This is a genomic window from Nakamurella sp. GG22 (genome assembly GCF_052976845.2).
Genome location: NZ_JBRIIO020000026.1, coordinates 55,594 through 78,874, shown reverse-complemented (window position 1 = coordinate 78,874; position 23,281 = coordinate 55,594). Strand labels below are relative to the sequence as shown.

At 67.7% G+C, this 23,281-nt stretch carries 21 protein-coding genes; 10 read left to right on the top strand and 11 right to left on the bottom strand.

The annotated features are described in order from the left end of the window. Positions 1–65 precede the first annotated feature (65 nt). Together ACVBEQ_RS22250 and ACVBEQ_RS22245 are read left to right on the top strand one after the other, a co-directional pair. Positions 66–1,019, top strand: coding sequence for a ring-cleaving dioxygenase (locus tag ACVBEQ_RS22250; protein ID WP_447155587.1), 954 nt, complete (start codon positions 66–68; stop codon positions 1,017–1,019). Further along, on the top strand, positions 1,016–1,660 hold the full coding sequence (locus tag ACVBEQ_RS22245) for an alpha/beta hydrolase (RefSeq protein WP_447155586.1): 645 nt from the start codon (positions 1,016–1,018) through the stop codon (positions 1,658–1,660). Before ACVBEQ_RS22250 ends, ACVBEQ_RS22245 begins: the two co-directional genes overlap by 4 nt. Positions 1,661–1,666: 6 nt before the next feature. Here ACVBEQ_RS22245 and ACVBEQ_RS22240 read toward each other — a convergent pair whose 3' ends face one another. The 3 genes from ACVBEQ_RS22240 to pcaF are packed head-to-tail and all read right to left on the bottom strand — an operon-like array spanning position 1,667 to position 5,086. Continuing rightward, complete coding sequence (locus ACVBEQ_RS22240; RefSeq protein ID WP_447155585.1) at positions 1,667–2,602, bottom strand: 3-hydroxyacyl-CoA dehydrogenase family protein; 936 nt, start codon at positions 2,600–2,602, stop codon at positions 1,667–1,669. A gap of 5 nt (positions 2,603–2,607) precedes the next feature. After that, positions 2,608–3,816: an acyl-CoA dehydrogenase family protein gene (locus ACVBEQ_RS22235; protein WP_447155584.1), complete on the bottom strand. Its 1,209-nt coding sequence runs from the start codon at positions 3,814–3,816 to the stop codon at positions 2,608–2,610. Between the two features lie 52 nt (positions 3,817–3,868). Next, positions 3,869–5,086, bottom strand: a complete 1,218-nt coding sequence (gene pcaF / locus ACVBEQ_RS22230) for a 3-oxoadipyl-CoA thiolase (protein ID WP_447155583.1) — start codon at positions 5,084–5,086, stop codon at positions 3,869–3,871. A 195-nt stretch (positions 5,087–5,281) separates the two neighbouring features. On the opposite strand from pcaF, the gene ACVBEQ_RS22225 reads away from it, so the two are divergent. Together ACVBEQ_RS22225 and ACVBEQ_RS22220 are read left to right on the top strand one after the other, a co-directional pair. Then, a complete protein-coding gene (locus tag ACVBEQ_RS22225; protein ID WP_447155582.1) occupies positions 5,282–7,027 on the top strand; it encodes a hypothetical protein in 1,746 nt (581 codons plus the stop codon). Between the two features lie 99 nt (positions 7,028–7,126). Further along, positions 7,127–7,879, top strand: coding sequence for a DUF998 domain-containing protein (locus tag ACVBEQ_RS22220; protein ID WP_447155581.1), 753 nt, complete (start codon positions 7,127–7,129; stop codon positions 7,877–7,879). A 17-nt stretch (positions 7,880–7,896) separates the two neighbouring features. Here the strand turns inward: ACVBEQ_RS22220 and ACVBEQ_RS22215 are convergent, their stop codons facing one another. The 8 genes from ACVBEQ_RS22215 to ACVBEQ_RS22180 form a co-directional block, all read right to left on the bottom strand. Beyond that, positions 7,897–9,006 carry a DNA glycosylase AlkZ-like family protein gene (locus ACVBEQ_RS22215; RefSeq protein ID WP_447155580.1) on the bottom strand — a complete coding sequence of 370 codons (1,110 nt, stop codon included), beginning with the start codon at positions 9,004–9,006 and terminating at the stop codon, positions 7,897–7,899. Positions 9,007–9,102: 96 nt separating this feature from the next. Continuing rightward, complete coding sequence (locus ACVBEQ_RS22210) at positions 9,103–10,080, bottom strand: NAD(P)-dependent alcohol dehydrogenase (protein WP_447155602.1); 978 nt, start codon at positions 10,078–10,080, stop codon at positions 9,103–9,105. Between the two features lie 110 nt (positions 10,081–10,190). Continuing rightward, positions 10,191–11,018 (bottom strand): ABC transporter permease, encoded by an 828-nt coding sequence (locus tag ACVBEQ_RS22205; protein WP_447155579.1) that lies wholly within the window; start codon positions 11,016–11,018, stop codon positions 10,191–10,193. After that, on the bottom strand, positions 11,015–11,938 hold the full coding sequence (locus ACVBEQ_RS22200; RefSeq protein WP_447155578.1) for an ABC transporter ATP-binding protein: 924 nt from the start codon (positions 11,936–11,938) through the stop codon (positions 11,015–11,017). The genes ACVBEQ_RS22205 and ACVBEQ_RS22200 overlap by 4 nt, the downstream gene beginning before the upstream one ends. Further along, entirely contained in the window at positions 11,935–12,720 is a 786-nt protein-coding gene (locus ACVBEQ_RS22195) for a DUF4386 domain-containing protein (RefSeq protein WP_447155577.1), read from the bottom strand. Before ACVBEQ_RS22195 ends, ACVBEQ_RS22200 begins: the two co-directional genes overlap by 4 nt. 1 nt (position 12,721) lies before the next feature. Continuing rightward, positions 12,722–13,000 carry a hypothetical protein gene (locus ACVBEQ_RS22190; protein ID WP_447155576.1) on the bottom strand — a complete coding sequence of 93 codons (279 nt, stop codon included), beginning with the start codon at positions 12,998–13,000 and terminating at the stop codon, positions 12,722–12,724. Positions 13,001–13,127: 127 nt separating this feature from the next. Continuing rightward, complete coding sequence (locus tag ACVBEQ_RS22185; RefSeq protein WP_447155575.1) at positions 13,128–13,376, bottom strand: putative antibiotic biosynthesis monooxygenase; 249 nt, start codon at positions 13,374–13,376, stop codon at positions 13,128–13,130. Between the two features lie 34 nt (positions 13,377–13,410). Further along, entirely contained in the window at positions 13,411–14,391 is a 981-nt protein-coding gene (locus tag ACVBEQ_RS22180; protein WP_447155574.1) for an NAD(P)/FAD-dependent oxidoreductase, read from the bottom strand. A gap of 91 nt (positions 14,392–14,482) precedes the next feature. Here ACVBEQ_RS22180 and ACVBEQ_RS22175 point away from each other — a divergent pair, with 91 nt between their 5' ends. The 6 genes from ACVBEQ_RS22175 (at position 14,483) to ACVBEQ_RS22150 (ending at position 23,210) form a co-directional block, all read left to right on the top strand. Beyond that, positions 14,483–15,079 carry a helix-turn-helix domain-containing protein gene (locus ACVBEQ_RS22175; RefSeq protein WP_447155573.1) on the top strand — a complete coding sequence of 199 codons (597 nt, stop codon included), beginning with the start codon at positions 14,483–14,485 and terminating at the stop codon, positions 15,077–15,079. A gap of 515 nt (positions 15,080–15,594) precedes the next feature. Further along, entirely contained in the window at positions 15,595–17,418 is a 1,824-nt protein-coding gene (locus ACVBEQ_RS22170; RefSeq protein WP_447155572.1) for a glycosyltransferase family 2 protein, read from the top strand. Further along, positions 17,415–18,638 carry an acyltransferase family protein gene (locus ACVBEQ_RS22165; protein WP_447155571.1) on the top strand — a complete coding sequence of 408 codons (1,224 nt, stop codon included), beginning with the start codon at positions 17,415–17,417 and terminating at the stop codon, positions 18,636–18,638. Before ACVBEQ_RS22170 ends, ACVBEQ_RS22165 begins: the two co-directional genes overlap by 4 nt. 46 nt (positions 18,639–18,684) lie before the next feature. Beyond that, positions 18,685–20,955, top strand: a complete 2,271-nt coding sequence (locus ACVBEQ_RS22160; RefSeq protein WP_447155570.1) for an RICIN domain-containing protein — start codon at positions 18,685–18,687, stop codon at positions 20,953–20,955. 164 nt (positions 20,956–21,119) lie between these two features. Next, positions 21,120–21,641 carry a peptide-methionine (S)-S-oxide reductase MsrA gene (gene msrA / locus ACVBEQ_RS22155; protein WP_447155569.1) on the top strand — a complete coding sequence of 174 codons (522 nt, stop codon included), beginning with the start codon at positions 21,120–21,122 and terminating at the stop codon, positions 21,639–21,641. A 165-nt stretch (positions 21,642–21,806) separates the two neighbouring features. Next, entirely contained in the window at positions 21,807–23,210 is a 1,404-nt protein-coding gene (locus ACVBEQ_RS22150) for a tyrosinase family protein (RefSeq protein ID WP_447155568.1), read from the top strand. Positions 23,211–23,281: the final 71 nt, after the last annotated feature.

Below are 23,281 nucleotides of genomic sequence, written 5' to 3'. Positions count from 1 at the left end.
TCGGTAGAAACTAGTTGGACGATCGGCCGGCCACGAGTGGCTGACCACCGACGAAGGAGCAGAGCATGACGCAGGTCAGTCCGCAGGGTTTACATCACGTCACGGCGATCGCGACCAGCCCGCAACGGAACGTCGATTATTACACCAGGACCCTCGGTCTGCGGCTCGTCAAGCAGACCGTGAACTTCGACGCGCCGGACAGCTACCACCTCTATTACGGCGACGAGCAGGGGAGCCCGTCCAGCCTGATCACGTTCTTCCCATGGCCTGGGGTGCCGAAGGGCCGGCAGGGCGCGGGCATGACCACCGCGACGGCGTTCAGCGTGCCGGGCAACTCGCTCGGCTGGTGGCATCAGCGGCTGACCGGGCTCGAGATCGATGCCGACGCGCCGCGGACCCGGGACCAGGAGGAGGTCCTTACCTTCCGCGACCCCGACGGCATGGTGATCGACCTCGTTGCCTCCGACGGAGACCACCGGTCCGGGTGGGACGGCGTCGCCGACATCCCGGCAGAGCACGCGGTCCGCGGCCTGCATGCCGTCACCCTGTCCGAGCGGCAGCTGGATCCGTCGGCGCACATGCTGACCGACCTGCTCGGCATGAACTTCACCTCCGAGGAGGGAGACCGGTCGCGCTTCGGCATGGCGGAGGGCAGCTCCGGCGCCCTCATCGACGTGTCCGCCGGTGTCGCCGACCGCGGCCTGCAGGCGGGCGGAACGGTGCACCACATCGCCTTCCGGGCACCCGACCTCGAAACGATGACCAGCTGGCAGCAGGAGCTGATGAGTAAGGGCGTCTCGGTCACCCAGATCCTCGACCGGCAGTACTTCAAGTCCATCTACTTCCGTGAGCCGGGCGGCGTGCTGTTCGAGATCGCAACCGACGCACCGGGTTTCGCCGTTGATGAGCCGCTGCTCGAGCTGGGCCGCAAGCTCAAGCTGCCGCCGTGGCTGGAGCCGGATCGGGAGCAGATCGCCGCCGCGCTGCCGCCGCTCCAGCTCGACGTGGACGTCCCGTGAGCGCGGAGACCAGCCTCGACCGGCCGCACGTCTTCCTGCCCGCCACCGAGTCGGCAGCAGGATCGCCACTGCTGTTGCTGCACGGCACCGGCGGCGACGAGCACGACCTGCTGCCGCTGCGCGAGAATCTGTCGCCGGGCGCGGCGGTGCTGTCCGTGCGCGGATCGGTGCTGGAGAACGGGATGCCGCGGTTCTTCCGGCGGCTGCGGGAGGGCGTCTTCGACGAGGATGATCTGCGCCGCCGGGCGGACGAGCTGGCCGAATTCGTCCGGACGGCTTCGGCCGAGTACGGCATCGCAGAGGGATCGCTGGTTGCGGTCGGTTTCTCCAACGGCGCCAACATCGCCTCGGCTGTGCTGCTGCAGCACCCCGGGCTGATCGGCGCCGCCGCGCTGCTGTCGGCGATGATCCCGTTCGCCGACCCGCCGGCCGCGGATCTCACCGGAACCGTCGTGGTGATCTCCAACGGCGACCGGGACCCGATGATCCCGGCCGGGATGACGTCCGAGCTCGCGGGTCAATTCCGCGAGCGGAACGCCGATGTGGTGGAGCTGCCGCATCGGGGCGGTCACCAGATCGACCCCGCGGTGCTACCGCAGATCGCCACGATCATCAGCCGGCCGGAGCGGGAGGTCCGCTGAGCCGCTCTACCGGTGTGGGTACGGCCGCGGCGTCCGGGTGCCGCTGTCGTCGTACTCGTACCACCCGCGCCCGGTCTTCCGCCCGAGCTCGCCCCGTTCGACGAGCTCGGAGACAGTCTTGCTGGGTTGATCTCTGGGGTCACCGGTATCGGCGAACCGGTCCTGCTTGGTGAGGTACCCGATGTCGATCCCGGTCAGGTCCATCAGTTCGAACGGCCCCATCGGGTAGCCGAGCGCGGTGCGGCACGCGGTGTCGATGTCCTGCACGGAGGCGACGCCGTTCTCCAGCAGGAAGATCGCCTCTTCCCTGACGGCATTGAGGATGCGGTTCGCGATGAAACCGGGGATCTCCCTGTTCAGGACGACGGGTACCTTGCCGAGCGCCTCGACCAGTCGACGTGACGTCTCGACGGTCGCGTCGGACGTCTGCGGGCCGCGCACGATCTCGACGCAGGTCATCACCAGCGCCGGGTTGAAGAAGTGCAGATTGCAGACCCTGTCCGGTCTTCCGGTGGCATCGGCAATTCGGGAGGAGACGATGCTGGAGGAATTCGTCGCGAGAATGGCATGTGCTGGCGCTTTTCTGTCGAGTTCAGAAAACAAGGCGCGTTTGACGTCGAGTTTCTCCACGGCAGCTTCGATCGCGTAGTCCGCGGCTCCGGCTTCGAGGGCGGTGGTGAACGTCAGCCGGTCGAACGCGGCGTCCACGTCGGCGGAGGTGCGGCGGCCCTTCTCGACGTCGCGCGCCATCCGCTGCCGCAGCTGGTTGTCCGCGCGTTCGAGCGCGGCGGGATCCGGGTCGGTGACGGTCACCGTGAAACCGGCCAGCGCACAGACCATCCCGATTTGTGAGCCCATCGCGCCGGCGCCCACCACCAGGATGTTCCTGAGCGTGCTGATGCCGGGATCGGCGTCCGACCGTCCATCTGAGTTGAGCGGCATGCCTGTTACCGGAACGCGGGAAGGCCGGTGATGGCCTGCCCCATGATCAGCGTGTGCACCTCGTCCGTGCCTTCATAGGTGCGGACGCTCTCCAGATTGTTCGCGTGCCGGAGCGGGGAGTATTCGAGGGTGACGCCATTTCCGCCGAGAATTGTCCTGGCCTCCCGGCAGATCGCGATGGCCTCGCGGACGTTGTTCAGCTTCCCGAACGAGATCTGTTCCGGGGACAGCGTTCCCGCGTCCTTGAGGCGCCCGGTGTGCAGCGCAACCAAGAGGCCCTTCTGAATCTCCAGCACCATGTTGACGAGCTTCTGCTGGGTGAGTTGATATCCCGACAGCGGCTTGTCGAACTGGGTGCGCTGTTGGCTGTACCGCAGGGCCACCTCATAAGAGTCGCGCGCCGCGCCCATGGCGCCCCAGATGATCCCGTACCGGGCCTCGTTGAGGCAGGAAAAGGGGCCCTTCAACCCGACCACGTTGGCCAGTACCGCATCCGCGGGCAGGCGTACGTCGGTGAGGGTGATGTCGCACTGGATGGACGCCCGCATCGACAACTTCGGTTCGATTGGGGTGGCCATGAAGCCCTCCACGTCGGTCGGGACGACGAAGCCGCGGATCCCTTCATCGGTCTGCGCCCAGATGACGGCGACGTGGGCGATCGACGCGAGACCGATCCAGCGCTTGGCGCCGTTCAGCACCCAATCGGCGCCGTCTCTCCGGGCGTAGGTGCTCATCCCGGCGGGGTCGCTGCCGGCCGTGGGTTCGGTCAGCCCGAAGCAGCCGATCAGTTCGCCCTTGGCCATGCCCGGTAACCACCGCTGCTTCTGCTCCTCCGAGCCGTGCTTGTGGATCGCGCTCATCGCGAGCGAACCCTGCACGCTGACGAAGGTGCGGAGTCCGGAGTCGCCGGCCTCCAGTTCCATCGCGGCCAGGCCGTACTCGACGGCGCTCCGACCGGCGCAGCCGTAACCCTTGAGGTGCATCCCGAGCAGACCGAGACCGCCCATCTCGGTGGTGATCTCGCGGGGGAAGACGGCCGTCTCGTACCACTCGGCGATGTTCGGCTTGATCCGGGCGTCGACGAACGCACGAACCCGGTCGCGCAGCGCCAGTTCCTCGGCGCTGAACAGGGAGTCAAGGTTCAGGTAGTCCCGCGCGCGCTCGGTCAGGTCGGCGGGTCCGGTTGTTGCCGCCGGATCGATGGTGGTCGTCATGGTGACTGTCTCCCTGGGTTGTTTCTTCTTGCAGAGTCGGTCGGGTGGCTGCTCACGGGGACTCCAGCAGCACGGAGATTCCCTGGCCGACGCCGATGCACATCGTGGCGAGCGCACGGTCGGCGCCACGCGCATGGAGCTCCAGCGCTGCGGTCAGCGCCAGCCGGGCACCGCTCGCTCCGAGCGGGTGGCCGAGCGCGATGGCGCCGCCGTTGGGGTTGACGTGCTCGGCGTCGTCGGCGAGGTCGAGCTCGCGAACCACCGCCAGTGCCTGCGCGGCGAACGCCTCGTTCAGTTCCACCAGGTCGATGTCCGCCATCGTCAAACCGTTGCGCTGCAGAAGTTTCCGGGTCGAGTACACCGGCCCGATGCCCATGATCCGCGGTGGGACGCCGACCGCCGCACCGGAGGTCACCCTGGCCAGCGGGGTCAGCCCGTACTGCTCGACCGCGCGTCCCGAGGCGATCAGAACCGCAGCGGCGCCGTCGTTGATGCCGGAGGCGTTGCCTGCAGTGACGGTGCCGCCGGGGAAGATCGGCCGCAGGCGTTGCAGTGCTTCCAGGCTCGTCGCCCTCGGGTGCTCGTCAGCCTTGACGGTGATGTCCTCGCCACGGACTTGGGGTACCGGCACGGGGGTGATCTCCTGGGCCATCCGGCCGGATGCGATGGCGATGGCGGTCCGCTCCTGCGAGCGCAGGGCGAACTGGTCCTGGTCCTCGCGGGGGACGTCGTATTCGGCGGCCACCCGCTCCGCCGTTTCGGGCATGGAGTCGGTGCCGAACTGTTCGGCCATCGCGGGGTTGACGAACCGCCAGCCGATGGTGGTGTCGTAGATCTCGGCGGACCGGGAGTAGGCCGAGGCCGCCTTCGGGATGACGAACGGCGCGCGGCTCATGCTCTCCACACCGCCCGCCAGCACCAGGTCGGCGTCACCGGATCGGACCGCGCGGGCAGCCATTGCGACGGTGTCCAGGCTGGAGCCGCAGAGCCGGTTGACGGCGGCACCGGGCGCCGACACGGGCAGCCCGGCCAGCAGGGTGGCCATCCGGGCGACGTTGCGGTTGTCCTCGCCGGCCTGATTCGCGCAGCCGAGCAGCACGTCGTCCAGGTTCTCCCAGTCCACCGACGGCAACCGGCCGCAGAGCTCGCGGAGCACGTGCGCGGCCAGGTCGTCCGGTCGCACCGCCGCCAGCGCGCCGCCGTACCGGCCGAACGGTGTGCGCACGCCCGCGACCAGGTACGCCGTGGACGATGCTGGGGCGGTTGTCATGCTTTTTCCTCCGTTCGTTCGGTGGGCCTCCCTGGATCCTGCCACCGGTGGCCGGTGCCGGGTCGGTGGTGACTGACGGCGGGGTCGCCCGTCGCGGGTCTGTCCCATGCTGCCCGAAGGGGCACCGCGGTCTGCACCGTCGGCGTTTCGTGCGGCATCGACATCGCCCAGCCCCACCGGCAACGATCAAGAGCAATGAGTACCGACGCCCGGGCGCAGGAAGCCTTCGAGGAGAAGCGGCCGCGATCTTCGGTGCCCGAAGCACGCCAGGATGTCGGCGGGCATCCGTCTCCTGCCGCGCGGGCGCTGCTGAATCTGCAACGGACGGTCGGCAACCGGGCCGTCCGGACCCTCGTCCAGCGGCACACCCCCGCCCCGGCGGCCGGCGCCGCACCGCCCGGCCCTGCCCCACCCGCTCCCGGTACCGTCCCGGCAGGACCGGGTGACGACGCCCCGGTGCTGCTGCCGCCTCCCGGGGCCGGTCTGCGGATTCCGCTTCTCCAGAATCCGAAGACGCTGGTGCTCACCAAGGAGGACTTCTCGGAGTTCAATCTCGGTGTCGGCAAGCTCGAGTCGCCGGCGATCCCGTTGGGTGAGAGCGGGATCCAGGCAACCGTGTCGGTGTCCGCGGATCAGCCGGTGCGGCTGGCGAACGCGTCGGTCACACTGTCGCCGATCGAGGGTCTGCTCGACGCGGGTGATGTCGAGAAAACCCGGAAGGACGAGAAAATCGGCGCCGGTACCGGTGCCACGATCGGCGGCGCTGTCGGTGGGGTACTCGGCGGGCCGCTGGGCGGGCTGATCGGGCAACAGATCGGCAAGGAGATCGGTAGCCAGGCGGCGGGTGATCATTTCGTGCGGTTCACCCTCCAACAGGGTGCGCTCACCGGCAATGTCGAGCTGAACTACAACCCGACCTTCGCCCTGACACTCAGTGCCGTCGGCTTCTCCTGGTTTTTCGACGTCACCGCCACGCTGTCGACAGCGCTGAGCCTCGTGGTTGCGCCGCAGCTGGATTTCAAGGGCAGCTCGATCGCGCTGATCTTCCGTGACGGCCGGCTGTCGAAAACCGAGTTCGATCTCAATCCGGTGGTGACACCGTCGCTCGGCCTGGTGCTGTCTGCTGCGGGGCAGCTTCGTGGTTCCGCCAACCTGCTGCCGATCCTCGGCGGGAAGGGCGACGCACCGCCCGACGATGCGGCGGACAGCGTCGAACTCACCGCCCCGTTCCAGATGTTCCGCTGGCCGACGACGATCGGCGGTCAGGTGCCGATCCGGGGGACGAAGGGTTCCCCGTTCGAGGTGCTGAACAAGTCGGTGAAAGCCAAGCCCGGCAGCGTCACGGCAGCGCTGATCGCATTCCTGAAGGAGTCGCCGAAGCAGATGCCGTTCACCGCGCTGGCGCTCTCCGACGGGCCACCGCAGACCGGTAAGAGCCCGTCGACGGCGATTCCGTTGATCTGGTGGAAGCCGCCCAACCGTTACCTGTCGTCGATTCGGCTCCCGAAGGCCGAGTTCGGCAAACGCAAAGCCGCGGCGCGCTTCCCGCATCGTGAATACACCAACGACAACGTTGACATCGGGCTCGGCGTCAACAACTGGCCGTATGTCGGAATGACCCTCAAGAAGCAGGGCAACTCGCGCGGCGGCGAGGTGAAGGCCTTCGTCGACAACCTCGCGCTTCACGGGATCACCATCGATCCCGCCTACCAGATGGATCACGTCGTGGATCTGGTGTTTGCCGGGGGCACCGATTCACCGACGAACTTGTGGCCGCTGCGCGGGGATGTGAACGTGCTGGCCGGTGGGAAGTGGAGTAACGGAACGGCGCTGGTGGAGTGGGTGAACCGGGCCGGTGATCCGCCGTTCCGGACGGCACCGTCGGCGGTGCCCATCGGTCGGTGGTTCGTGATCAAGGAGATCCGCGACCCCACCGGGTGATTGTTGGTCAGACTTCGGCGGCATGTCGATGTCCGGTCGGACCGTTCGACGTCGTGACAAGCGCGGAAACACCGCGCGCCGATCGTCGAAGGAGTCGTCATGTCGAATATCCGCCGAAGCACCGCAGGCCTGCTGCGCTGCGGAGTGCTCGCCGGCCCGCTGTTCGTGCTGGTCGCTGCCGCGCAGGTCTTCACCGTGGAGGGCTTCGACATCGCCCGGCAGCCGCTGAGCCTGCTCAGCCTGGGTGACACCGGCTGGATTCAGATCGCCAACTTCATCATCAGCGGATTGCTCGTGCTGGCCTTCGCGGTCGGGCTGCGCCGGACTCTGGCGTCGGGCAGGGGCCGGGCGCTCGCGTCGGGCAGGGGTCGGGCTCTCGCGTCCGGCCGGGGTCGGACTCTCGCGTCCGGCCGGGGCCGGACCTGGGGGCCGCTGCTGATCGGCGGCTACGGCGCGGGGTTGGTCGTCGCCGGGATCTTCCCGCCCGACCCGTCGCAGGGCTTCCCCGCCGGAGCGCCCGCGGGCAACCCTGACCAGCTCAGTACGCACTCGATGCTGCACGGTGTCGGCTTCGCCCTGGCATTCGGCTGCCTGGTCGCGGCGTGCCTGGTGTTCGCCCGCCGGTTCGCCGCGTCCGGTGAGAGCGGCTGGGCTGTCTACTGTGTCGTCACCGCGATCGCCTCGGCTCTGCTGGCGGGCTGGCCGAGCCAGGACGGCGCGAGCATCCGGTATGCGATCGCCGCCGTGGCGGCCTGGGCATTCGTCACCGCGCTGGCCGTCAGGGTGCGCAGGATTGACACCGAACACGCCGGCGATGTCCCCGCGCGTACGGCTTCCGCGTCACGTATCTGAATGGCGTTGTCGTCGAATCAATCGGGCCGGGCGATGTCCAGCCCGAGCCAGCGGGCCAGGTCGCCGATCTCCTCGTCGACGGCAGCAGCGGTGGCTTTGTCGAACGGCACGTCCTGATGGATGGCGGTGACCCGCAGTATTCCGGCCTTCCGGTCCGCGGCGGCGTCGAGCTTCCCCACGAGTCGGTCGACGTACAGGATCGGGAGTGCGAAGTACCCCCAGCGGCGCTGCACGGCCGGTTTGTACATCTCGAGCTGGTACTCGAATTCGAACAGTTCCACCGTGCGCTTGCGGTCGTGGGTCAACCGGTCGAACGGTGACAGCAGCGCTGCCCGGCCCGAGAAGTGTTGCGCCAGCTGGGCGGGGTCGACCCGCCACGTCCCCTTGACGCCCTCGATGACGGCGGGTTCACCCGCCTCGCCGACGTCCGCCGGTTCGACGGGCAGGGCTGTTGTCCGTGATCTGGCGATGCCGAGCGCCTTCAGGCGTCGCTCGTTGCGGATCCTCAGCGCTTCGTCGCTCGGGACGATCGGGTCGTCCGGGTACACCCTCGCGGCCAGGTCCCAGAGCCGTTCCTTCCCGCTGCGCCCCGCGATCGCGACTTCGCCCCGCCCGGACAGGATCTCCAGCATCTGTGTCACGTTGCGGTTGTTCGTCCACCCGGTGGACTTCCACGGCACCACGCAGGTGTCCGGCAGGTCGCGCGACGGCAGCGGCCCGGACCGCTCCAGCCGGCCGAGGATGTCACGGCGGCACGCATCGTTGGCGTCGACCCAGTCGCGGACCGACGCGCGCCAGGCCGGCAACTCGTTGCGGGGCAGCGACAGCCGGGCGGCCATGTCCCCGCGGTACAGCGCCATGTCCTCGGCGGGGCGGATCATCGCTTGCAGCTCGACCAGTCGGCGGTTCGTCAACGCTGCCGTCAGGTGTGCGGGGGAGTAGGCCGAGCCGAGCCGGCTCCATGCGACGAGATCCGCATTCGGGGCTATCGCAGCGGTCGGGTCCAGCTGCAGCAGGGTCAGCCGGCTCACCACGTCGAGCAGGTCCGTCGGCCGGCGCTCGTCCAGCAGCTGCGCCCGGACCGCGATCCGCCGCGCGTCGCGCTTGGACAACTGGTGGACGGTCACCGGGGAAGGGTAATTCCCCGATCGAGATGGCGAGAACGGTCCTTCCCGATGCCGGGGAGGGACCGCTTTCACCATCTCGATCTGATGCGAGCGATGTCAGGCAACCGTGATGACGACCTTCCCGCTCGTATGTCCCGCCTCCACGTACTGCAGTGCCGCCGCTGTGTCGGCCAGCGGCAACGTTCGGTCGATCACCGGCCGTAGGGTGTCGGCGGCCGCCATTCCTGCGACGGTCAGCAGGTCGTCGCGCGTTTCGCCGGTTGGAACGAACGCGATCTTCTGACTGACGACCAGGTTGACCGCCGCCGCTGACAGCAGACTTCCCACCGCGCCGATCACCCGGCCGGGGGATCCACCGCCGTTGACCAGCACGATCCCCTTCGGCGTCGCGGCTCGGCGCAGATCGCGGAGGGATCGGTTCCCGACGTTGTCTAGGATCAGGTCGTAGTGGACCGACCCGTCGGCGAAGTCGCCCGCCGCGTAGTCGATGACATGCGCCGCGCCGATCGACTTCACCAGCTCGACGTTCCGTGCGCTGCAGACGCCGGTGACCTCTGCGCCCGACGCGGCGGCGATCTGAACGGCGAAGCTCCCCACGCCGCCACCGGCGCCGTTGATCAGGACCCGCTGGCCGCTCTGCACGCGGCCGGCGTCGCGGATCGCATGCAGCGCCGTCACCGCCGCCATCGGAATCGCCGCGGCCTGCTCGAATGTCAGGCCCGCCGGCTTCGGCACCAGCATCGCCGCGTCGGCGGCGGCGAATTCGGCAAAGGCCCCTCGGCACCTGCCGAAGACCTCATCTCCCGGCTTCAGGCCACGGACCTCGGCTCCGACGGCCTCCACCACGCCGGCGACGTCGACCCCGGCGATCCGTGCCTTCGGCTTCGTCAGGCCCACGCCGCCCATCAGCCGGGCGATGCGCGGATCGCCGCGGATCATGTGCCAGTCATACGGGTTGACAGCCGCGGCGTGTACCGCGAGAAGAACGTCCTTCGAACCGATCTCGGGCCGTTCAGTTTCCATGAACCGAAGCGTGTCCGGCGGGCCGAACCGCTCCTGCACCATTGCTTTCATGTCATCCTCCGAGGTCATGGGTGAGAGTGTTGCAAGCATCGAGTCGCCACTTGCGTGCGTTCCGAGGCACGCGAAGGGCACGCAAGTGGCGACTCGAATGGGCGTTTCGCTCAGGCGTCGGCCCGACGCAGCCGCCAGGCGGCAATTCCGAGCAGGACGACGGCGTAGCTGCACATCACGGCGAACCCGGTCCACGGCTCCAGCGGGTAGGCGACCGGACCGCTCCCGCCGGTCAGCACCGAGCCGGCGTTGGACGGCAGGTACTGCACGAAGTGGTCGGTCAGCGAGGACGGCAGCAGCAGCGTCAGCGGCGGGACGACGAAGAACACCGCGACGAACGTGGTGATGGCCGCGGCGGTGTTCCGCAGGAGCGCACCCAGGGCGAGGGCCGTCATACCCGCCACCGTGACGTACAGGGCAGCACCGATGACGGACCGCAGCGCGTCCGGATCGGACAGTGAAGCGTCCTGGCCCTGCCCGCTCAGCAGTGCCTGCCCCACGAAGAACGCCACGAAGCTGGCGACCAGCATCATCACGAAGACCACGACGGCGAACACGGTCAGCTTGGCCCACAGCATGGGCAGCCGTTTCGGGACCACGGTCAGCGATGCGCGGATCATGCCGGTGCTGTACTCGCCGGTGATCAGCAGGACGCCGAGCACGCCGATGGCCAGTTGGGCGAAGAAGGTTCCGGTCAGCGAGGTAGAGATCGCGGTCTGGCCGGGTTCCATGCCGCCGGGCTGGTTGATGGTGACGGCGGTGAACAGCGCGCCGATGCCGATCATCAGCACAACCGCGGCGAACAGGGTGTAGACGGTGGACCGCAGCGACCGGAGTTTCGTCCACTCGGACAGCACAACCCGTAGCGGGGTGACGCGCAGCCGGCCGGTCGACGGAGTAGTAGTTGAGGGAGTACCGGCAGTCAGTGTCGCGGTCATGACGTCGCTCCTGCGGTGTCGGTGGAACGGTATTCGACGGAGTCGTTGGTGAGCGTCATGAACGCTTCTTCCAGGGAGGCCTGCCGGACGGTGAGTTCGAAGATCGGGACCTGGTTCTGCCAGGCGATGGTGCCGATGTGTTCCGCGGTCAGCCCGTCGACGCCGAGCACGTCGTGCTGCTCGGAAATGACGCTGACGTCCGGGCCGGCGAGGAGTTCGCGCAGCCGAGCGGCCTCCGGTGTGCGGACCGTGACCGAGTGATGCGAGGCGCTCGCGACGAAGTCGTCGACGGTGGTGTCGGCGATCAGCCTGCCGCGGCCGATGACGACCAGACGTGTTGCGGTCTGGGCCATCTCGCTCATCAGATGGGATGACACGAAGACCGTGTGTCCGTCACCGGCGAGTTCCTTCAGCATGGTCCGCATCCAGCGGACACCTTCCGGATCGAGGCCGTTGACGGGCTCGTCCAACACCACGGTCTGCGGGTTGCCCAGCATCGCGGAGGCGACGCCGAGTCGTTGGCCCATGCCGAGCGAGAACCCGCCGACCCGCTTGCCGGCAACCTCGCGCAGGCCCACCAGGTCGATGACGGCGTCCACCCGGCGGGCGGAGATGCCGTTGGTCTGGGCGAGCGCCAGCAGGTGGTTGCGGGCGGACCGGCCGGTGTGCACGGCCTTGGCCTCGAGCAGCACACCCAGTTCTGCCATCGGGGCGGCAGCGGCCCGGTAGTCGGCTCCGTTGACCGTCACCCGGCCGGCGGTCGGCTTGTCGAGCCCGGCGATCATCCGCATGGTGGTGGATTTGCCGGAGCCGTTCGGGCCGAGGAAACCGGTGACAATTCCCGGTTGGACGGTGAAGGTGAGGTCGTCGACCGCGAGTTTGTCGCCATAACGCTTGCTGAGATTCTCGACCTGGATCACGGGATCTGCCTTTCGGTGACGGAGGATTCGCGCTGGTCGGCTGCGGCGTTTTCTGCGGTGATCGCGGCAGTGATCGGGGTGGGACGGAAGCCCTTGACGACCAGGTAGATGCCCAGCGACAACTCCCAGCCGGCAATGAAGATGGTGGCGATGCCGCTCAGGACGGAAATCTTCGGCAGCACACCGAAGATGGCCAGGGTGATCGACGTCAGCAGGATCGGGGAGCCGATCAAGCCCATCGTCGGGATCAGCCGCGGGACCAACCGGGACCGATACATCAAGGAGCCCAACAGGAGTGCGTTCAGCGCGGGCATCAGCGTCTGGCCCAGCAGGAACGTCCAGTCGTAGATGCCGGTCAACGTCTTCCCGGCGACCGCCAGCGCCGCGGGATCCCCTCCGGAGGCGTCCTTCCGCAGCGTGACGATCGTCAACATGCTGATGACTCCGACGAAAATGACTGCTGCCTCGAGGGTTCTGGTGCCGACGAAGCCCAGCGCGGTGGCCTCGTTCTGCCTTTTCACCACCGGGAACAGTGACACCGCGGTGCCGATGCAGGCGACGGCGACGATGATTTCCAAGAATGCGGCCAGCAGAAGGCCGCTGTCGGAGCCGGCGCCGGCCGCGAAGTCCGCATTCCGCGCCGGACCGTACAGCCAGAGGGTCGGAATGGAGACGAAGGACAACAGATAGAAGCCGCCGGCGACGAGCGAGGTTCTTCTCAGCGGATCCATCCGTACTCGCTTCTGTGTCGCGGTTGTCGCGGTGGGTGCGGTGGTTGCCATGTCATTCCCCTTCGGGTTCGTGGTGTGTCGACGCCGATCGGTCGACGGTGGATTCGTCGGTGCGGGTGACCGAGATCAGCGGCAGGCCGACATCCCGGACCTTCTGCAGCAGGCCGTGCAGGGCGGACTGGTCGGCAACGTCGCCGGAGATGACCGTGATCCCATCGCGGTCGTTGGTGACGGTGAGCCCGTCGAACCAGGTCGTCCAGCGCGAAACGAGGTGTCCCTCGAGGCGGATCTCGTACCGGCCGCCTCGGTCGGCGCTCCATTCCTTGCTCATCCCGCCTCCTTCACCCTGTGCATCTCCGCGGCTGTGCGGATGTTGTGCTGGGGTGAAAGTTAGGGAGCGATGTGATGACCGGGCATCACCACAGTTGATGATTCGGGTGATGAGTTCGGTGACGGGCTCAGGACGCGGCCTGGCGTGCCACCAGTCGCGCGCGGAGCCGGTGGAGTCGCGGCATGACGCCGTACATGACGATCGGCACCGCCACAGTGGCGAGGACGAACGTCCGCATCACCATCGGTGTGTCTCTCAGCAGGCCGCCGAGGGCGAGGTTGAGCAGAGTCAAGGTGGGGAAGACGGCGAGCCAGATTATCAGCGCCAGTTGATGTTTCGTCGGCGGGGGAGTGGGTCGTGGGTGGTCAGTGGACATGATGGGACTCCTCAGATTCAGATAGGGGGTCAAGTCAGTGCCGGCGGTCGCCGAGCACGGACTCGGTGAGACGGGCCTCGCCGGCTGCGGAGAAGGCGTCGTCCCGCGCCGAAAGCGCGTGTTCGACGTCCTCCCGGACCAGGTCGGCGTTGATGGCGATGGCGGCCGCGGACCCGGCTCCCGCGGAGGTGATGACCTGGGCCCGGGGATCGACGACGTTGCCGGCCGCCCAGACGCCGGCGACGCTGGTCCGGCCGGTGGCATCGACGACGGCGAAACCGGCCTCATCCATCGCGCAGCCAAGGCCGGGCAGCAGGCCGTCAGAGTGCGGGACATTGACCGGCCGGACGAACACCGCGGTGCGTTCGACGACCCTGCCGTTGGCCAACTGCACGCCGGTCAAGTGGTCGCCCGCGACGACGAGCCGCGCGACCTGCCCATCGACGACCCGGATACCCCGTGCTTCCAGCTGCATGCGCTCTGCGGGGGTCAGCTCGTGGGTGTGGGCGAAGAACACGGTGTCGTCGGACCACTGGCGGACCAGCAGTGCGTGCTGCACGGAACCGGGGTGGCTGCCCAGCACCCCGATGGGCTGGTCGCGGACCTCCCAACCGTGGCAGTACGGGCAGTGCAGGAGGTCCCGGCCCCACCGCTCGCGGACCCCGGGGATGTCAGGGAGTTCGTCACGGACGCCGGTCGTGACCAGGATCCGCCTCGCCGTCAGCACCTCACCGCCGGCCAACCGGACAACGAACCCGAAGTCCATCCCGACCACCTGATCCTGGATGGTCCGGACGCCGTAGCCGGTCACCTCCGCCCGCCCTGCGGCCAACAGCTCGGCCGGCGGCATCCCGTCCCGGGACAGGAACCCCTGCATGTGCGCCGCGGGAGCGTTTCTCGGCGCCCCCGCATCGATCACCGCGACCCGGCGCCTCGCCCGGCCGAGCACCAACGCCGCGCTCAATCCGGCCGCGCCGCCGCCGACCACCACCACGTCGAATTGATTCGCCTCCATGGCGATCACCTCCTGCAACAAGGGTTCGCCGGCGCCCCGGATCTGACAATGTTTGTTGCCAATTCCGGGAACGGGGAGTGGACTGGCCCGCATGGACTGCTCAACCGCGATCGCCACCGCCCTGGCCCAGGTGGGACCGCGGCTGAAACGGGCGCGGGCGCAGCGCGGCATCACTTTGACCGAACTTGCTGCAGCGACGGGGATCTCGAAGAGCACCCTGTCCCGGCTGGAAGCCGGGCAGCGCAAGCCGAGCCTCGAGCTGTTGCTGCCGATCGCGCAGGCACACCAGATCCCGCTGGACGAACTGGTCGGCTCACCCGAGGTCGGCGACCCCCGCGTGCGGTTCACCCCGCGCAATCGCAACGGCCGCATCGTGGTCCCGCTGACCCGGCAGCCCGGCGGCGTGCAGGCCTGGAAGGCGATCATCCCGCCCGAGCAGAACGAGCCGGAACTGCGCACCCACGAGGGTTACGAGTGGCTGTATGTGCTGTCCGGGAAACTGCGGCTGATCCTTGCGGGGCACGACATCACCATGAGCCCGGGTGAAGTCGCGGAATTCGACACCCGGCTGCCGCACTGGTTCGGGCCGGCCGACAACCGACCCGTCGAGATCCTGAGCCTGCTCGGCCGGCAGGGCGAACGCGTTCATGTCCGCGCCGCGCCGCGTGGGCAAGGAAATCCGGACTGATCAAGCCTTCCCGCGGCGGGTAATTTCGCGGGAATTGTCCATTTCAAGGTCGGGGCGCTTCAAGTGATGTATTCGCCGGTGTGAATTCGTCCGCGAACTGTTTGAAGCACTGATGAAGCGGACCGAAACAGATCCGAAACCTTGCCGCGTGTGAGGTACGCCGAACGTGTTACGACAATCTTCGGTCTGACGTCGTGACCAGGCGCAGGTTGCCTCATTGGGGGTAGAAATAGCACACGACGGTTACGAAGCGTCCAAGTTGCACCACCAGCCGGGTGACGTGACGCACTATTGCCTTGCCGTTGGGTTGTCCCTAATCTTACGGAGAGCTACAGCCGCGGGGGGCGGCAAGTAGCACGCGACCCGGCATAGAGGCCAGGTCGCCTGGTGTGGACCGGCCGCCTTCGGTGTAGTCACCGGCGATCACCACGACCCTTTTTTGTCCGGAGAAGCGCGACGCTGCGTAAATCTCGCCGTCGTGGGCGCAATTGTGCGCGAATATTTCGGAGTATCTGATGAGTGTGGTTGATAAGCGCGAGCCGATTTCGGCCCGTGCGAAAGTAGAGGCCACCGGGCCGTCCGGCTCGGTCGGGGTGATCACGGTGACGGCCGGTCATTCCCCGCTGCACGGGACCGATGGTGCCGTCGAGGCAGTCACCGCCGCTGCGGCGGCCAGGGTGGCCAGGATGCTGCCCGCCGGTGAGACAGCCCTCCAGGAGGGCCCCGATCGCATCGTCGTCCGCATGCGGGACAGCGGCCGCCGGCGGCAACTTCGCCGGATGGAGCTGATGACCAAGGAGATCGTTCGCTCGCCGCTGGCAGTCGCGGATCGCCGGTTCCATGTCGAGGTCGGAACAGGTTGGGCCGAGCACGGGCGGCGGACCGATGCTGCCGTGCTGGCCACCCGTCGGGCCGACGAGTCGCTGAGCAGTCGGGACCTCATGGTCCGTGACGACCTGATCACCGACCGGCGGTCGAGCGGCCGGCGCAGCAAGACCGGTGCTCAGGTCTCGCTCTCGCTCGTCCTGTCGCTGCTGGTGCCGTTTCTGATCATGGTCGCCGGCTACCGGCAGGGCTGGGACATCTCCGCCGTCGTCTATTGGGTGCTGGTGGCGGGGTTCGGCACGATGGTGGTGATGCAGTGGGCCGAGGCGCTCCACGCGTTGAACCCGCCGTCCCTGCCGGAGCCCAGTGGCCGGCCGGCACCGCGGGCGACAGCCATCATCGCCGCTTATCTGCCCAACGAGGCGGACACCATCATCGAGACCCTTCGGGCATTCCTGGGCCAGCGGTACAGCGGCGGCCTGCAGATCATTCTGGCCTACAACACGCCGCACGAACTTCCAGTGGAACAGGAGCTGCGCAGACTGGCCGAGGATCACCCGGACCTGCTGCTCCTGCCGGTGACGGACAGCACGTCCAAGGCGCAGAACGTTAACGCGGCGATCAGCCGGGTCGAGGGCGAATTCGTCGGGATCTTCGACGCCGACCACCACCCGATGACCGGCGCATTCGAGCGGGCCTGGAGATGGATCGGATCCGGCGTCGACATCGTCCAGGGCCATTGCGTCATCCGCAACGGTTCCGACAGTCGGGTCGCACAACTGGTCGCCGTCGAATTCGAGCAGATCTATGCGGTCAGCCATCCCGGACGGCAGTCCGTGCACGGATTCGGCGTCTTCGGCGGATCCAACGGCTTCTGGCGAACCCAGGTGCTGCGCGAGACACGTCTGCGGACAAGGTTTCTGACCGAGGACATCGAGTCCTCGATCCGCGCGGTCCGGGAGGGACGGCAGATCGTCAACGACCCGGGACTGGTCAGCCGGGAGCTGGCGCCGGAGACCGCCGGAGCGCTCTGGAAGCAACGGATGCGGTGGGCGCAGGGATGGTTCCAGGTGTCGTTCACCCATGTCCGTGGCGCCTTTGTCGACCCGGCCCTCCCACCCAGGCAACGGTTCGGCATGGCATTTCTGCTGGGCTGGCGGGAGATCTACCCGTGGCTGTCGTCGCTGATGTGGCCTGTGCTGGCCTTCACGCTGTGGCGTGACGGGTCTTTGCCGCTCAATTCGCCGGCACTGCTGATCATCACCCTGTTCACCCTCACCTGCGGACCGATCCAGGTCCTGTTCGCCTATCGGCTCGGCGTACCGGAGATCCGGCAGCACCGTCGGTGGTGGTGGGTGTATGCGCTCTGCTCGGCGATGTTCTACCAGGAAGCCAAAAACCTGATCGGCAGGGTGGCGCAGATCAAGCAGCTGATGGGTGAGCGGCATTGGGCCGTCACTCCGCGCAGGGCACCCGCGCAGGCCGTCCACGGATTGGTGGGTGAAACCGCATGAGCACGCCGGTCACGTCTGCACCGCAGGCACAGTCGGGAACCCGCCGCTATCCACTCGACGCTCTGCGTGCGATCGCGGCGGTGGGAGTTCTCGGATTTCACACGTACCAGAACAACAAGGTCGCCGGATCGGAGTCCTATTCCTGGACGGGATTCGCACACGAGCTGATGCTGAGCACGGACGCGCTCGTCGCCCTGTTCCTGGTCATCTCCGGCTTCGTGCTGTGGCTCCCGGTGGCCACCTCTCTGCTCGCCAACCGCCCGCAGCGGTCCGCCAAGATGATGCTGCTGCGACGCGCCGCGCGATTGGTGCCGCTCTACCTGGTGGTCATCCTCGTCGTCTGGGTGATCAACAACCCCGGCCCGCCCGGGCACTGGGAGGATCTGATCCTGCATGTCACCTTCACCCAGGTCTACAGCGACCAGTACATCTTCTGGACCGTGGGTCCCGCCTGGTCCCTGGCCGTGGAGTTCCACTTCTATCTGCTGGTCGCCCTGAGCATTCCGCTGGTCGGACGGATCGCGGCAGGGGCAGGACGCCGCGGCCAGGTCGCTGCGCTGCTCGCGCTGCCGGCCGCGATGATCGTCGCCGGTGTGCTGTGGTTGACCTGGGCGATCCACGTGTCGCCGCAGCCGGGGGACGCGTGGTCGGTCTGGTTCAATCCGCTGGCGAAGGCCCCGCTCTTTGCCTGCGGTCTGGTGCTGGCCGTCCTGGTCGCCGCGGGTGCCCGCGTCCGGCGGCGCTTCGGCCGGGTCGCACTCATCCTCAGCAGCGCAGCGATCCTGCTGGCCGGCACCGTTTTCCGTGAGGAGATGCCCGGTAACACCGACAAGTGGATCGATCTCACGTTCGGAGTCGCCGCGTGCGCCTTCGTCGCCGCGATCGTGTTGAACGACGGGCCCGCGATGCGGTGGCTCACCTGGAGTCCCCTTGTTCGCGTGGGTGCGCTGAGCTACGGCATCTACCTGGTGCACGAGCCGATCATGCGACTGGTTCGGTCCACCGGTGTGCTGCCCGACCCCGGCAGCCCGGGAGGCGTTCTGGCCACCTTCGCGGTCGTCCTCACCTTGGCCATCCTGATTGCCAAGCTGACCTCTGCGACCATCGAGCGGTACGGCATGAAACTGCTGGACGTGTACCGGTCCGACGGTCGGCCCAGGAATTACTACGCGCACGACATCAGCGACCCGTTGTCGCGACCGCTCACTGCGAGCTCATGACGGGGTCATTACCGTGAGTACTGATAGTGTGACTTTCCGTGACGCAATGGTGACTTCGCAGGACAGGCGGTGGCGGGACACCGCGATCAAGGTCGTGGTCATGGTGCTGATCGCTTCAGGGGTGCTGGTGTCGGGTCAGGCCGAGGCCACCACCGGGCCCGTCGTGTCGTCGTGGGTGACCACCGGCGACCGGGGCTTGCTACTGGCCAAAGGTGGTTCTCCGATCGCCTTCACCAGCAGCGGGGGGGCAGGCGGCGCGACGATCAGGGTGGACGCACGTCGACAGATGCAGACCGTCGACGGCTTCGGTGCCTCGATCACCGATTCCTCGGCGCGGGTCCTGTCCCGCCTGCCGGCGGACGAGCGAGACCGCGTGATGACGTCGCTGTTCAGTCCATCCGGTGGAATCGGGCTGAGCCTGCTGCGGCAGCCCCTCGGTTCCTCGGATTTCGTCGAAGGCGACCACTACACCTTCGATGACCTGCCGGCCGGCCAGACGGACCCATTCATGACGCGGTTCAGCATCGCCCGGGACGAGGAACAGATACTGCCGCTGCTCCGGCAGGCACGCCGCCTCAACCCCGCACTGAAGGTGATCGCCACCCCGTGGGGGCAGCCGGCGTGGATGAAGGCGAACAGGTCGTCCATGGGCGGACGGCTGATCAATGACCCTCGGATCGTGACCGCGTACGCCCGCTATCTCCTGAAGTCCGTTCAGGCCTACGAAGCAGCCGGAGTGCCTATCTATGCGTTGACCGTGCAAAACGAGCCGCAGAACCGGCGGCCCGACGGCTATCCCGGAACGGATATGCCGGTCGCGACGGAGGCGGCCGTCATCAATCAACTCGGACCGATGCTGCACCGGGCCGGCCTGTCCCGGGTGAAGCTGATCGGCTACGACCACAACTGGGCCGAACATCCCGCCGACGTGAACACTGCAAATTCGCTGGGAGTGCCGGCAGAGCCGAACTATCCGCACGACCTGCTGCGGAGTTCCGCGTCCACCTGGCTGGCGGGAACCGGCTACCACTGCTACGCGGGCGATGTCGCTGCGCAGACCACACTGCACAACGCGTACCCGGACAAAGCGGTGTGGCTGACGGAGTGTTCAGGCTGGCGCCCGACCGGCCAATCCTTCGCCGGATACTTCGCCGACACCTTCCGCTGGCACGCGGCCAACGTGATGCTGGGTGCGACCCGCAACTGGGCAAAGGGCGTCATCACCTGGAACGTCGCGCTGGATCCGGCCGGCGGACCGACCAACGGAGGGTGCGGCAACGATCCCGCTGGGCAGTGCTCCGGCGTCCTCGCCGTCGACGGCTCGACCGTCACCCGGAACGCCGAGTTCTACACGCTCGGCCACTTCAGCCGTTTTGTTCGACCGGGTGCCGTGCGCATCTCCAGCAACGACGCGGGCCTCGTCCGCACCGTCGCGTTCCGTAATCCCGATTCGTCGATCGCCCTGGTCGTCCACAACACGAGCGGCAGCGATCAACAGCTGAACGTCGTCTGGAATGGCCAGCGGATTCCCTATTCGGCTCCAGCGGACTCGCTGTCGACCCTCACCTGGACGGCCACCTCCGACACCACCGCACCAACCGCGCCGGTGGTCGCCGCATCGGGCACGACGTCGACGTCAACCGTTCTGTCCTGGCCACCCGCCACCGACAACACCGCCGTCACGGGATACGCCGTCACGCGCGATGGACAGCCCGTGGGAACGACGGTCGGCACGACGCTGGCCGTCAGAGAATTGACCCCCGCCACCAGGTACCAGTTCACGGTGACCGCCATCGATGCCGCCGGGAACCGGTCCGCGCCATCTGCTGCGCGCCCGGTGACCACGGCCGTGACGACGACGCAAGGGTTCAGCCCGGGCGCCTGGTACTCCATCCGGTCCGCCCACAGCGACAAGTGCGTGGACGACACGAAGTGGGGGACGGCCACTGGGACACCGCTGCAACAATGGCAATGCGGCTCTGACGCCAGCCGGAACCAGCACTGGCAATTACGGGACGCCGGGAACGGCTACGTACGGGTGATCGGCCGGCACGCACCATTGTTGACCTGGGACATTGCGGGCGGCACGGCAGCGACCACGGCCGGCGCGCGGGCCCAACTGTGGGCTCCGACCCGGGCAGCCAACCAGCAATGGCGACAGGTCATCACGGGTGCGGACACCTATGCCTTCGTTGCCCGGCACAGCGGCAAGTGCCTCGACCTGGTCTCCGGTGCGGTGACCAACGGAGCCCGGCTGGAGCAACAGCGCTGTGATGGCACCGCCTCGCAGTCCTTCCGACTGACGCCACAACGCTGAGCCCCAGCGCCGGCTCGGCTCCGGGCGGATTGTTCCGGAATGACCGGCCACGCGCGTGCGTTGGCACAGAGGCGACGGGCGGTGGCCGGCCCGACCGAGTGGCGGTCGGCGACGCGCAGCAGAACGCGCAGCGCACCGTTCGCGCGGAAAACGAAGGAGCAACGATGACCCAAGCGACCGAGAAGGCGATCCTCGCAGGAGGGTGCTTCTGGGGCATGCAGGACCTGATTCGCCGGCGCCCGGGTGTGGTGTCGACCAGGGTCGGGTACACCGGCGGGACGAACGCGAACGCCACCTACCGCAACCACGGCACCCACGCCGAGGCGATCGAGATCATCTTCGACCCGACGCAGACGTCCTACCGCGACCTGCTGGAGTTCTTCTTCCAGGTGCACGACCCGACCACGAAGAATCGGCAGGGCAACGACGTCGGCGCCAGCTACCGGTCGGCGATCTTCTACACCGACGAGGAGCAGCACCGGGTCGCCGATGACACCATCGCCGACGTGAACGCCTCCGGCCTGTGGCCGGGCAAGGTCGTCACCGAGGTGGTCCCGGCCGGTCCGTTCTGGGAGGCCGAGCCCGAGCACCAGGACTACCTGCTGAACTACCCGAACGGCTACACCTGCCATTTCGTGCGGCCGGGCTGGAAGCTGCCGAAGCGCGAGGACAGCGTCCAGCGCTGACGCCTGCATGACGGCCATCGAGTCGGCGGAAACGGTTCGTCCCGAAGCCGCGGAGCGACCGGAGCCGCCGACTCGATCGTCTACCGGCACCGACTGAGCACACCCTGCGCCGACCACCGGCCCGCTCTATCCTGATTCGACCGGAATGTCGGAACAGGGGGCCTGGTGCAGACCATCGAACGACGCGACGTGTACTCGTTCGGCCAGGAGTGGGACCCCGTCCTGCGGGCCTACGCCCTGGCCATCGGCGAGATGCGCAATCTGCCGGCCGAGGACCCGAGAAGCCTTGCCTACCAGGCCTCGGTGCACGGCGTGGGAGCGGAGACCGACCCGCCGCCCGACCAGTTCCGCAGCCAATGCCAGCACAACTGCTGGTACTTCCTGCCGTGGCACCGCTGGTACCTGCATTACTTCGAGCAGATCATCCGCTCGCTGCTGCCCGGGATCGCCGAGGTCCCGGCGGAGATCGCCGAGTCCTGGGCGCTGCCCTACTGGAATTACGGCCGGCCCGGCACCGAGAAGCTGCCCCCGGAATTCGCCGCACCGAAGCTGTGGGACGGCGTCCGCGACAACCCGCTGTACGACGACAGCCGACTTCCCGAGGTCAACGACCGGACCGCCGGCCTGGCGCCGGTGCAGACCGTGCCCGGCCCGGGGGTGCTGACGCAGCCCTTCAGTGCGTCGGCTCCCGGTATCGCGACCTTCGGCGGCACCGCGTCGGGGTGGCATCACTTCCGGGAACCCGGCGCGGTCGCCGGCGGCGTCGAGGGCACCCCGCACAACGACGTGCACGGCTTCGTCGGCGGGAACATGTGGCGGTTCGCCACCGCCGGGCTCGATCCGGTGTTCTGGCTGCACCACTGCAACATCGACCGGTACTGGGAAGTGCGTGGCCACGCCGCAGATCCCACCGGCTGGGCGGCCCTGGAATTCGACTTCCGCACCGCGCCGGGCGTCACCGCGCAGGTGAATGCCGACGGATGCGTTGACACCGTCAACCAACTCGGTTATCGCTATGACGACGTCAGCACACCGGCGCCACCCACGCCGGGAGTGGAACGGCGGGCGAGGAGGCGCACCTTGGTCCCGGAAGCACCGCCGCCCGACCTGCCGCCGGAGGTGGTCGGGACCAGGGGAGCGGTGCAACTGCGCGGTGGACGGGTGGATGCCCCGATGCAGGTCGGCGCAGTTTCCCGGCAATTCCGCAACGCCCGACGCGGTGATGCCGATCCGCAACGGGTCTTCCTGACAGTCGAGGACATCACCGGAGAGGTCAACCCCGGCATCAGCTACGGGGTCTATGTCGGTGACGTCGCCGACGACAGCAAACTCGCGGGGCTGGTCTCCTTCTTCGGGATCGAGAGCAGTCGCGGCGGCGAGGGCAGCCCGTTGGGCTACGCGTTCGACGTCACCGACATCGTGCAGGCCCTGCGGGACGACGGCACCTGGGACCCGGCCGACGTGCACGTCATCTTCGAGCCGGTCGGGCCCGTGCATGACGACGGGCGGCCGGCCGAGAGGGACATCGACCCGATCGAGGTCGGCAGCATCAGCATCGCCTACCAATGACGGCGCCGCCCCGGGTCCGTCCACGTGACCACATCAGTTTCAGCGCAGCGCGTTTCACTGCGCGGCATCCG